This is a genomic window from Desulfovibrio sp., assembly GCF_035644575.1.
GTDB lineage: Bacteria > Desulfobacterota > Desulfovibrionia > Desulfovibrionales > Desulfovibrionaceae > Desulfovibrio.
On sequence record NZ_DASQOG010000188.1, the window covers coordinates 1 to 11624 of the forward strand.

At 57.6% G+C, this 11624-nt stretch carries 8 protein-coding genes; 6 read left to right on the plus strand and 2 right to left on the minus strand.

What is annotated here, in order from left to right:
- Together VEZ52_RS10710 and VEZ52_RS10715 are read left to right on the plus strand one after the other, a co-directional pair.
- Positions 1-1299, plus strand: a 1299-nt coding sequence (locus VEZ52_RS10710) for an HD domain-containing phosphohydrolase (RefSeq protein ID WP_324836798.1), incomplete at its 5' end; no start/stop codon positions are given.
- Between the two features lie 18 nt (positions 1300-1317).
- Entirely contained in the window at positions 1318-2595 is a 1278-nt protein-coding gene (locus tag VEZ52_RS10715; protein WP_324836799.1) for a glycosyltransferase, read from the plus strand.
- Positions 2596-2705: 110 nt separating this feature from the next.
- On the opposite strand, the gene VEZ52_RS10720 is transcribed toward VEZ52_RS10715, so the two are convergent.
- Both VEZ52_RS10720 and VEZ52_RS10725 read right to left on the minus strand, forming a co-directional pair.
- Positions 2706-4325, minus strand: a complete 1620-nt coding sequence (locus tag VEZ52_RS10720; protein ID WP_324836800.1) for a bifunctional diguanylate cyclase/phosphodiesterase — start codon at positions 4323-4325, stop codon at positions 2706-2708.
- Positions 4326-4642: 317 nt separating this feature from the next.
- Positions 4643-5749, minus strand: a complete 1107-nt coding sequence (locus VEZ52_RS10725; RefSeq protein WP_324836801.1) for an alanine--glyoxylate aminotransferase family protein — start codon at positions 5747-5749, stop codon at positions 4643-4645.
- A 276-nt stretch (positions 5750-6025) separates the two neighbouring features.
- Here VEZ52_RS10725 and VEZ52_RS10730 point away from each other — a divergent pair, with 276 nt between their 5' ends.
- From VEZ52_RS10730 to VEZ52_RS10745, 4 genes are all read left to right on the plus strand, one after another.
- Positions 6026-7015, plus strand: a complete 990-nt coding sequence (locus tag VEZ52_RS10730) for an ABC transporter substrate-binding protein (RefSeq protein ID WP_324836802.1) — start codon at positions 6026-6028, stop codon at positions 7013-7015.
- 138 nt (positions 7016-7153) lie between these two features.
- Positions 7154-8209 carry an ABC transporter ATP-binding protein gene (locus VEZ52_RS10735; protein WP_324836803.1) on the plus strand — a complete coding sequence of 352 codons (1056 nt, stop codon included), beginning with the start codon at positions 7154-7156 and terminating at the stop codon, positions 8207-8209.
- Between the two features lie 90 nt (positions 8210-8299).
- Positions 8300-9991 (plus strand): ABC transporter permease, encoded by a 1692-nt coding sequence (locus VEZ52_RS10740; protein ID WP_240824836.1) that lies wholly within the window; start codon positions 8300-8302, stop codon positions 9989-9991.
- Between the two features lie 2 nt (positions 9992-9993).
- Entirely contained in the window at positions 9994-11058 is a 1065-nt protein-coding gene (locus tag VEZ52_RS10745) for an ABC transporter ATP-binding protein (protein WP_324836804.1), read from the plus strand.
- Positions 11059-11624: the final 566 nt, after the last annotated feature.

Below are 11624 nucleotides of genomic sequence, written 5' to 3' on the forward strand. Positions count from 1 at the left end.
TTGCCCGGCTGGTCGCTGCATGATGAAAAACTGCCGCTCGGCACACGTATTGATCCCGGCCTGCCGGAAGGCGAGCGCGAGATATACGGGCTTGCCCTGCCCGTGCCCAACCTGCCCTGGCTTGTGGAGCAGACCTTGCCCGTGAGCCGCATTGATGAAAGATTTTCTGGCACAAAGCAGAACGTCGTTGTGGCTTCACTGATCATGGCGGCGCTGGCTGGGGGCCTGCTGGCCGCCCTGTGGTGGAGCCTTGTGAGCCGTAACGAGCGCGCTGTGGCGGAGCAGATGCACAAGCTCTATCTGGTGGTCAACCAGCAAAAGCAGATCATGGACGGCGTAAATTCCGCCCTGTCGGCAGGCATTGTGCTCAACGACCTGAACGGCGTCATCCACTACGCCAACCAGAGTTTTGCCCGTTTGTGCGGCAGGGAAAAAGCCACGCAGCTGCGCGGACTGAAATACTCCGAGCTGGATATGGAACTTGCGCGCAGCCTCGTAACCCATACGCTGGCCGTGCACAGGGCGGGCGAACCCTTCAGCTTTGCCGAAGCCCTGCTGGTGGATGGCAAACTGCGCTATTATCTTACCTCCTGCACTCCGTTTCGGGATGAAAACGGGCGGCTCTCGGGCATGGTCTCCGTGTACAGCGACATGACGGATATCGCCGTTGCGCAGCAGCGTTCGCAGCAAATGGTCGCCCAGACCGTCAACGCTTTCGTCAAGGCCATTGAGGCCGTGGATACCTATCTGCGCGGGCAGTCGGCCTTTACCGCGCAGCTGGCGGTTTCCCTGGCCTGCGGGCTTGGCCGCAACGACGCGGAAACCCTTGCCACCCTGCGCACGGCAGCCAACCTCTCGCATGTGGGCATGATCCAGTTGCCCAAGGATCTGCTCACCAAGACAGGCGCGCTCTCGGCACAGGAACGGGCATTGCTGCAACAGCATGTGGAATTTGCCCGCGAGGCACTGGCAGACATTGATTTTGGCCTGCCTGTGCTGGAGGCCATCACCCAGATGTACGAACGCCTGGACGGCAGCGGCTACCCCTTGGCCCTCAACGATGGGAGCATCTGCCTGAACGCCCGTATTCTGGCGGTTGCCAATACCTTCTGCGCACTTATGCGGCCACGCTCCTACCGTGAGGCGCACAGTACGGAAGATGCCCTGAATATCCTGTCTGAAACTCCGCCCAAGTATGACGCCTCGGTTGTTGGTTCTTTGCGGGCTTTTTTGGAAACAGAGCAAGGTATGGTTTTTCTGGAGAATTTGCTTGGCGATCCTCAGACAAACAGCGCCTAATTGGTACAGGGGTTAACAATGCGCATTCTTTTTTTGAATTCTGTTTTTCCTGGCCGCTTCCGTTCCCTTGCCCAGGCCTTTGGCGCATCCCAGAACAATACCGTGCTGTTTCTTGCAGAGACCGGGCAAAAACTTGCCATTCCCGGTGTGCGACGGCTGCGTTTGGCGCCCCCCGCGCCCTATGAAAGCGATGACCCGGCAGAAAAGGAAATCGTGACGCGCCTGCGGCGTGGCGCGCGGGCGGGCAATGCCCTGCTTTCGCTGCGGAGAAACGGTTTTGTCCCAGATATTATCTGTGCTGCGGCAAGCATGGGCGGCAGTTTTTACGTGCGCGACATCTTCCCCAAGGCTTTTTATGTGGCTCAGGGCGACTGGTTTTACAACAACGGCGAGAGCCACTGCTTTTTTACGCGTGGCAACCCCCGCCCCCCGGCGGATTTTGCCCCCTTGCGGGTGTGCAATCTGTGGGAATACAACGCGCTGGGCGAATGCCAGCTTGCCGTCACCTCCTCCCTCTGGCAGCGCGCCCAGTATCCCCCCGCGCTGCAACGCGACATAAAGGTTGTGCCCAGCGGCATCAATACACGCTTTTTTATGCCCAACGAGGAAAAAAAGGATGGCGATGCCGCAGGCGATGGCGTGGCTGATTCCTGGGGATGCGCAAGCAATGAGCTGGTGACCTTCTGCGGCCCCATGCACGACCCGGCGCGCGGGTTTGACCAATTCCGCAAGTGTCTGCCGCGCTTGCTCGAATTGCGCCCAAACTGCCTGGTGGTGCTGGCCTGGCTTGATATTGCCCAGACTGGGCGCAAGCCGGGCAACGGCGCAGATACGCCAGCCGAATGCACCGAGACAGGCAAGGCCATGCGCCGCGCGGTGGATATTCTGGGCATTGATCAGAGCTTCCGGGCGCGCGTGCACCTGCTTGGCGCGCGTTCGCTCAAGGAATACCGGGCCATGCTGCAACATTCCACCGCGCATGTGTATCTGGCCGCGCCGCATGTGTTTTCCACCGGCTTGCTTGAGGCTATGGCCTGCGGCTCACTGGTTGTGGCATCGGACACGCCGCCTGTGCGCGAAGTGGTGCAGGACGGCGTAAACGGCTTTTTGTGCGATTTCTGGGATCATGAAAACATGGCGCAAAAACTGGCCGATGTGCTGGCGCGGGCTCCGCAGCTGGGGCATGTGCGGCGTAATGCGCGGCAAACTGTGCTGCGTTCGTATGATGCGGATGTGCAGACGCGCAGATTTATGGATCTTATCAGCGCAAGCATGAAGGACAGGGCAGAAGGCTGACATCACGCCATGACATCAGGCCTGGCATCAGGTTTTGATATCAGGGCAGCCGGGGCGGCCTTGCTGCATCGGGCAGTATGGTGTGCACGTCTGATAAACAGCGGCTCTGCTTACAAGCCCTGCATGGCGAGCCTTGCTTCAAATTCGTGCGAAGGCTCCGGTTTGGCGTAAAAAAAGCCCTGCGCCGTGTAGCAGCCCAGCTTCATGATAATGGCAGACTGTTCTGCTGTTTCCACTCCTTCGCTGATGACATTCATGCCAAGATCCGAAGCCAGGCGAATGATATTGCCAAGCACGATCTGCGCCCGGTGCCCCGGCAGGTCGCGCTGGATGAAGCTGCGGTCTATCTTGAGGCAGTCCGCATCAAGCATCTGCACAATACCAAGGGAGGAATAGCCTGCGCCAAAATCGTCAATGGCCGTTTTGAAGCCCATTTCCTTCAGTTGAACAATCTGTAGCCAGACAGCTTCAGGGTTGTTCATGATGGCGCTTTCGGTGATTTCCACTTCCAGCAGGTGGCGCGGCACGGAATAGCGGTCGGCAATATCCGCAAGCCGCTGGGTAAAGTGGGGGCGGTCAAAATGCAGCCGCGAAAAATTGCAGGAAACCGTATGCGGCGGAAGGTTGCGTGTCTTCCAGCTGCGCAGGTTGCGGCAGACCTGCTCAAATACAAAGAAATCAATGGACGTCACAAGGCCGTTGCGTTCAAACATGGGGATAAAACTGCCCGGCAGCAGCATTCCCCGTGAGGGATGATTCCACCGCACCAGCGCCTCGCTGCCGGTAATGGCCCCCGTGCGCATGTCTACCTTGGCCTGATACCACACCTGCATTTCGCCGTTGGTCAGGGCGTCTTCCAGCTTGCCGTTCAGTTCATGGCTCAGCAGAGCCTCCTGCCGCATGTGCTCGTTGTAGAGCACCATGGGAATGCCGGACGAGCGCTTGGCTTCCAGCCGTGCATAGTTGGCCAGATCCAGCATCAGCTGCATGTCCCTTTCCTGCTCCCTGGGTACGCGGTAGGCTCCGTAGACGGTACGCACCGTGTAGGGCAGCGCCTGACTTCGCCGCCACTCGTCCAGTTCCCTGTCCATTTCGCGGACTCTGCCCGAAAGCTGCTCCCAGGTATCAAACCGCAAGAGCAGAACAAAGAGGTCAGAGGATATTCTGGCGCAGCACTCTTCTGGCAGGACGTTGCGCTGCAAAATTGCCGCATAGGCCTGCAACAGGCTGTCGCCCATGCCAAAACCGAATTGGTCGTTGATTGTCTTGAACTGGCAGATATCACCGGAAAGCAGCATGTAGTCAGAGGTGACCTGGGTGGTTATGAGGCTGTCGCAGAGCACCTTGAATTTTTCCATGTTGGGCAGGCCGGTCAGATCATCCTTGTTCATCTGGGCTTCCATGCGACAGATGCGGCTGCATTTGCAGCCCAGGCAGTAGAGCAGAAAAATGATGACGCCCAGAAAAAAGGCGATGAGGCCGCCAACAACCTTGAAGGGACGCTTCTGAATTGAGCAGTTTATGCTCCGGTCAATGCGAGCTGCAAAGGAGTGCTCTTCTTCCGGCGGGTATAGCGGCAAGCCTGCCTGATCGTTGAATGGAGATGCCGGGGCGGCGGGCCTGGTCTGCGTGGTTGTGGCATCAGCGGCAGTCTGCGTTGGCGTCAGAGCCGCAAAAAGGCAGCAGAGCAGAAGCATCAGCAGGGAAAGGCGGAGGCGAAGTGTCTTCATGTGACGGTTTCCCCGGTCTTCCTGGCGTGGGAGCGCTGCCAAAGGTTGTGAATGTCTCCATGGTGGTACGGCTCCGGTCATGAACAAACCGGAACCAAGAGCGACCTTTGCATCCTGCGTCAAAGGAAGCCAACGTATTCAATATAGGGTGCTGCTCGGGAAAAAGTCAAACGCTGCCCGGAAGGGCGGAGTTGTCGCCAAGGCGGTGCCTGAGGCTTCGGGAGACGGAGGACGCTCTGCGCGTTTTGCCCCCCGGCTGGCAACCTGGGCGCAATAAGGGGCACAGGCATGGGCCGGGGGGCAGGGAAGTTGACGTACTACAGGCAGGCGGCTACCGCCGCCACAAGGCGGTCAATGGGTTCTTCGCGCGCGCCTTCGCCCATGACGCCAACGCGCAGCACCTTGCCAGCAAGCGCGCCAAGGCCGCCGGCCACTTCAATTTTGTGCTCCTTGCGCAGGCTGGCGCGCAGGGCATTGGCGTCCACGCCTTCGGGCGGCACAAACAGGTTGACCTGGGGCGCGGCCCCCTCGGTCACATAGGGCTTGAAGCCAAGCTTGCCCATGCCCTGCTTGAGCCTTTCGTGCATGGTCTGATGCCGCGCAAACGAAGCCTCAAGGCCTTCGGCCAGCAGGTTGTCCAGGGCCTGATGCAGTCCATAGTACATATTGATGGGTGCGGTATGATGATAGGTACGGGGTGTGCCTTCCCAGTATTTGCGGATAAGCGGCACATCCAGATACCAGTTGGGTATCTTGGTTTTGCGGCGCGCCATGGCCTCCATGGCTGCCTCGGAAAACGAGGCGGGCGCGAGACCGGGAGGGGTGGAAAGGCATTTTTGCGAACCGCTGTAAAAAGCGTCGATGCCCCATTCGTCCACGCGCACATCCACGCCGCCCAGCCCGGCCACGCTGTCCACCAGAAAGAGCGTGTCGCTGTTTTTGACCCGCGCGCCGAGTTCAGCCACAGGATTATTCACGCCGGTGGATGTTTCGGCATGCACCACGGCAAGAATCTTGTAATTTTTCTGCGTCAGCTGTTTTTTCACCGCGTCCACAGAGATGGGCGCGCCCCATGGGCATTCCACAGTGTCTACCAGCGCGCCAAGACGCGAGGCCACTTCAACCATACGAGAGCAGAACAGGCCGTTGTTGACGATAAGCACGTTGTCGCCGTGTTCCACCAGGTTGACAAAGCAGGCTTCCATGCCTGCGGAGCCCGTGCCCGAGATGGGAAACGTCACGGCATTGCGTGTTTTGCACACAGCGCGAAGCTGCTCCTGCAGGGCGTCCATAACCTTGATGCAGTCAGGGTCGAGATGCCCGAGAGTGGGCAGGCTCATGGCCTCAAGCACGTTGGCCGCAACCGGGCTGGGGCCGGGGGCCATCAGAAGCACATGGTCCAGTGTTCCGAAAACCGTGGTCATGACAATCTCCTGGTTTGTGTGGGGGCCTGCGCTGGCAGGCCCATGCCGGGCGCTTGCTGCGACGGCGGATAGAGAACGCTACCACGCATGGAAATGTTTCGGAACCGTCTTGAGGGGGGCTTGCCCGATACTGGACTGACAGAAGTACCAACAGGATAAAAACGCATTGTCTTCATCGCCTGCATTGGCTACCTTTGAGAAAAATTCCGCCAGGATGTAAGAATTGGTCGGAACGTGATCGGTTTTCAGCGAACATTCAAAAGGAGCGAATGACAGATGAAACGAATCAGCATTCTCTTTTTTGCTGCCGTCTTTTTGGCGGGCTCGGCATTTTCGGCTTTTGCCGCCGAAAAACTGGTGGTCTACACCTCCATGAAGGAATCTATTATTGGTTCGCTCAAAGAGGCTTTTGTTAAAAAATATCCTGATATCGCTATGGACTATCAGTCCGCTGGCGCTGGCAAGCTCATGGCGAAAATCGCCACCGAGCGCCAGTCGGGCAAGATCATGGCCGACATTATCTGGACAAGCGAAGTGCCTGACTTCTTTAACATGAAGTCCGAGGGCATTCTGGAAAAATACGAATCCCCCGAGCTGAAGAACGTCATCAATCCTTTCCCGGATTTTGACGGATCGTTCACGGCAATCCGCCTGGGCACGCTTGGCATCGCCTTCAACAAGCGCCACGTGAAGGAAGCTCCCGCCCAGTGGAGCGACATGATGAAGCCCGAGTTCAAAAAGGCCTTTGGCATTGCCAACCCGGCGCTTTCCGGCACCTCCTACATGAGCATTCAGCTGCTGGTGGACAAGTTTGGCTGGGAATACATAGAAAATGTTCATAAAAACGGCGCGCGCATGGGCAAGGGCTCCGGCCAGGTCATTGACGACACTGCTTCCGGCGACCTTCTGGCCTGCATCGGCGTGGACTATATTGTAAACGACAAAATCAAGAAGGGCGCAGACCTTGCCCTGGTCTATCCGCCTGAAATGCTGGTGATCCCCAGCCCCGCAGCCATATTCAAGGGCACCCCCAACCTGGAAGCGGCCAAGAAGTTTGTGGACTTTCTGCTTTCAGAAGAAGGGCAGAAAATTCTGGCCGATCAGGGAACCCTGCCTGTGCGCAAGGGTATTGTGCCTCCGGCGGAATTTGGCCTGCCCACCAGTGAAAAGGCCTTTGAACGCGGCATAAAAATTGATTACCAGCATATTTTGAGCGAAAAAGAAGCCACTGTTAAGAAATTTACAGACATTATGATGTCGAAATAGCGGCGGAAACGTTACAATTTCGCGTCCTGCTCCCGCGCGGTTACGCCGCGCGGGAGGTCTGAATCAGCCACGGGCGAGCTTGCCGGAGAGAAACCGACAGGCGCTGCCCGACAGCGCACAGCGCAAGCGGGAATTTTCATGGCAGAAATACTTCTTGAAAACATATCAAAATCCTTTGGCGACCACCCGGTTCTTAAGGATTTATCTCTTGCGGTGCGGGACGGCGAATGCTTCACCCTCATCGGGCCTTCCGGCTGCGGCAAAACTGTGCTGCTGCGCATCATGGCAGGCTTTGAAACGCTGGATGCCGGGCGCATGAGCATTGGCGGCGAAGTGGTGGCTGATGCCGAGAGCGGCACGGCCCTGCCGCCCGAGCAGCGCAGCCTTGGCGTGGTGTTTCAGGATTATGCCGTGTGGCCGCACATGACGGTGCGCCAGAACGTGGGCTATCCCCTCAAGATTGCCCGGCGTGATGCCGCAGAGGCTGCGGCCCTGGTGCAAAAGAGCATTGACGATGTGAACCTCACCGGCATGGAAGATCGCCTTCCCTCCCAGCTTTCGGGCGGGCAGCAGCAGCGGGTGGCCCTGGCCCGCGCCTTGGTGGCCCAGCCCAGCCTCTTGCTGCTGGACGAGCCGCTGAACAACCTTGATGCCAACCTGCGGGAAGAAATGCGCTTTGAAATCAAGGCGCTGCAAAAAAATCTGGGCGTGACCATCCTGTATGTCACCCATGATCAGGAAATCGCGCTGGCCATCTCTGACCGCATGGCCCTGCTGGACGAGCAGGGGGCCATCCGCCAGATAGGCACGCCGGAAGAGCTCTTTGCCACCCCGGCAGATGAATTTGTTTTCTCCTTTCTGGGCATGAGCAATTTTTTGCGGGCAACCGTGGACGGCGGGGTCGCGACCATTGACGGGCATGTTTTTCCCCTTGCGCCGCAGGCTGGCCTTGCTGGCGAGGTACGGGTGGGATTTCGTCCGTCAGACGTGCAACTGGGCCGTCAGGGCCAGGGTTTGCGGGCAACGGTGCGCCGTGCCAGCTTTTTGGGCGCGTTTACCGATTATCAGCTTGACGTGTGCGGCCAGCAGGTGCGCACGGCGGTGGACACCCACGAGGCCCTGGCACGCGACCTCTTGCTGCACGATGGGGACGAATGCGTCATCAATCTTCGTGGGGCCCATTGGTTCAGCTAGGCTGGATTTTGCAGCAGCGCCGCGCAGCGTGCCGGACAATCGGCGGGCAGGATAGAGGGCGCAGGATTACTCCAAATTTGGCGGTCAGGTATGCAAGCAGTCAGACAACAGCGTTCGTGGGGCGTGGCAGAGGTGATTCTGCTTCTCTCCATTGCTATTCTGGTTATCGTGGTCGTGGTGCCGGTGGCGCTCATCTTTTTCAACGCCTTTTTTGTAAACGGGCAGTTCAACGCGGCGGATCTGGTAAAAACCCTCAGCGAGGGCGAAACCTATCAGGCCCTGATGAACTCGCTGTTTATCGCCAGCGGCGTAACCCTCTGCGCCACCACCGTAGGGACGTTCTTTGCCTGGCTGGTGACGCGCACGGACATTCCTTACAAGGGTTTTATGAAGAGCATGTTTCTTGTGCCCTTCATGCTGCCTTCGTTCATTGGCGCGCTGGCCTGGAAGATGCTGCTCTCGCCCCGCGCGGGCTACATCAACAGGCTCTGGCGCGATGTTACGGGTGCGGAAGACGCCCTGTTCAACATCTTTTCGTATGCGGGCATCATTTCCATTGAAACCATGTATCTTTTCCCCTTTGTGTTCATTCAGGTGTGCGGCGCTCTTGAGCGCATGGATCCCACCCTGGAGGAATCGGCCCGTATTTCGGGCGCGGGGCTGTTTACCATTACCCGCAAGATAACCCTGCCCCTGGTGCTGCCCAGCATCCTTTCGGGCGCGCTGCTCATCATGCTGTATTCCATGGCGCACTTTGGCACCGTGGCTGTGCTTGGCATCGAGGTGGGCATCTACAACATCCCCACGCTGATTTACGAACGCATTCATGAGAGCGCGGGCAGTTTTGCCTCCATCCGCACCGGCACTGTGCTGGCCTCGGTGCTGGTTGTTACGGCGGGCCTGATTATCTGGCTGCAACGCAAGGTGCTGGGTTCCGGCAAATACCAGATCATCGGGGGCAAGAGTTTCCGGCCCATGGAGCTCAAGCTGCGCGGTCTGCGCACGCCTCTGTTTGTATTCTGCCTGCTGTACATCGCCATCACCATTGTGCTGCCCACAGTGACCATCTTTCTTGTGGGCGGGCTCAAAACCTACGGCGTGCCCATCACCTGGGAGAATCTTTCGCTCGACAACTACAAGTACGTGCTTTTTGAGTGGGACCAGACCCAGCAGGCCATCAAGAACAGCATCGGCCTTGGGCTGGCTGCCGCCACCATCACCATGTTTGCGGGCGTCATGATTTCTTACGTCATTGTAAAGATGCAGGTGCGGGGCAAGGGTTTTCTGGAATTTCTGGGCATGCTGCCGTTTTCCGTGCCCGGTTCGGTCATTGCCCTTGGCGTGATACTGGCCTGGAGCGGACGCTTTGGCGTGAATCTTTACAACACCATCTGGATTATCCTTATCGCCTATATTGCGCGGTACATGGCATTTTCGCTCAAGGCCAACTCGGCGGCGCTGGAACAGGTGCACGATTCGCTGGTGGAGGCGGCCCGCGCCTGCGGCGCAAGCATGTGGCAGGCCCTGCGCGATGTTGTGCTGCCCTTGGTGCGGCCCGGCATGGTTGCGGCTTTCTTCCTGATCTTTTTGCCTGCGCTGCGAGAGCTGACGGTTTCGGTCATGCTGTACGGCACAACCAGCCGCACCATCGGCGTGGCCATCTACACCCTCAATGAAGACGGCGAAACCGTGACCTCGGCGGCTCTGGCCGGCATTGCCCTCATTCTTATCGTGACGGGGCAGAGCATTATCAACCATTTCGCCAAGTCCAGGCAGGCCTGATTATGTCCATTACACTCAGCAATGTTAGCAAGTATTTTGGCAAGGTTAAGGCTGTTTCTTCCTTGAATCTCGAGATAGGCGACGGCGAATGCTTCTCCATGCTCGGGCCGTCGGGCTGCGGCAAAACCACGACCCTGCGCATGGTGGCGGGCTTTGAGGATCTGGACGAGGGTGAAATCAGCGTGAATGGCAAGCTGCTTTCGTCCGGCGCCAAAAAATACTATCTGCCGCCTGAAAAACGAGATTTCGGCATGGTTTTTCAGGCCTTTGCCGTGTGGCCGCACATGAGCGTGTATGAAAACGTGGCTTTTCCGTTGCGCATCAAGAAGATAGGCTCGGCGGAGCTGCACAAGCGCACCACGGATGCATTGCGGCATACCAACCTGCTGGAAGTTGCGCAAAAAAGCCCTGCGGATCTTTCCGGCGGTGGCAAGCAGCGCGTGGCTCTTGCCCGGGCGCTGGCCATCAATCCTTCAGTCATGCTGCTGGACGAACCGCTTTCGAGCCTTGACCCGCATCTGCGGGAAGAAATGCGTTTTGAGATCAAGGAACTGCAAAAGATTTACGGCTTCTCCATCATGTATGTGACTCACGATCAGTCGGAGGCCATGGCGCTTTCTGACCGTATCCTGGTGATGAAGAACGGCGTGGTGCAGCAGGTGGCATCGCCCCTGGAGGTCTACACACGGCCCGCCAACCGTTTTGTGTTCAGCTTTATCGGGCTGTCCAACTTTACGGAAATGGCGGTAACGGCAAGCCATATGCAGCTTGACGGCGTGAGCGCCGACTTTCCGGCGGGGTGCGTGCCTGATGCCGCCATTGTTCAGGCCGGGCGTGGCGTGGTTGCCAGCCGCCCCAACGAAATTGATTTTGTGGATGAAGGCGGCGTACCCGGCATTGTGGAAAGGCGTACCTTTTTGGGCGAACAGCTCGACTATCAGGTGCGTGTGGGCGAGCAGAGCGTGCGGGTGCAGAAGGGGCGGTACGCCCGAGGCCCGCAGGAAGGAGAAACCTGCCGCCTGCACTTTCTGAAACCCCTGTGGTTCCCCCTGGATGCTGCCATCTAGCAGTGTGATTTAGCAATACGCCTGATTATTTGCCGCTATTCACGGCCATGCGCTTTTGGGGAGATGCGCATGGCCGTTTTGCATTCTGGAAACGGTGGCAGGCAGGGAAAGTCCAGATTTGCATCTGCGGCGGCAGAGAAAAAGACGGTGAAAAATTTTTTAACCAGCATCCCTTTGACAGATTGTAAGCCAGCAGCGCGGAAATTTGGATGCGTTCTGCAAAAAATGACACTGTGACAGGTATGCGTCGGAAATTTTTTTTATATCTAGATTTTATTTAACCTGCTTAAATATAGATAGATATGCAATATTGAGCTGAAGTTGCTCTTTTTTGGTAAAAATTTTTGCACGATAGGGCTTGCAAAGTGTTTAGCCCTTCCATATATTCACACCGAAGCGGGAAACCGCTCCATAGGCGTTTGTAAGAAACCATAGTCCCAAGCGGGGCAAAAGAAAGGAAGGATAACCATGAAAAAGATCGCTACTCTTCTGTTGGCGGCCGGCCTTGTGTTCGGCGTTGCCACGGGCGCCAGCGCCATCGACTTCAAGGCCAAGGGCCAGTGGAT

Bases quoted from the DNA above. Each gene is read 5' to 3' on its own strand.
- VEZ52_RS10715 (WP_324836799.1), top strand. From the start codon at position 1,318: ATGCGCATTCTTTTTTTGAATTCTGTTTTTCCTGGCCGCTTCCGTTCC.
- VEZ52_RS10720 (WP_324836800.1), bottom strand. From the start codon at position 4,325: ATGAAGACACTTCGCCTCCGCCTTTCCCTGCTGATGCTTCTGCTCTGC.
- VEZ52_RS10725 (WP_324836801.1), bottom strand. From the start codon at position 5,749: ATGACCACGGTTTTCGGAACACTGGACCATGTGCTTCTGATGGCCCCC.
- VEZ52_RS10730 (WP_324836802.1), top strand. From the start codon at position 6,026: ATGAAACGAATCAGCATTCTCTTTTTTGCTGCCGTCTTTTTGGCGGGC.
- VEZ52_RS10735 (WP_324836803.1), top strand. From the start codon at position 7,154: ATGGCAGAAATACTTCTTGAAAACATATCAAAATCCTTTGGCGACCAC.
- VEZ52_RS10740 (WP_240824836.1), top strand. From the start codon at position 8,300: ATGCAAGCAGTCAGACAACAGCGTTCGTGGGGCGTGGCAGAGGTGATT.
- VEZ52_RS10745 (WP_324836804.1), top strand. From the start codon at position 9,994: ATGTCCATTACACTCAGCAATGTTAGCAAGTATTTTGGCAAGGTTAAG.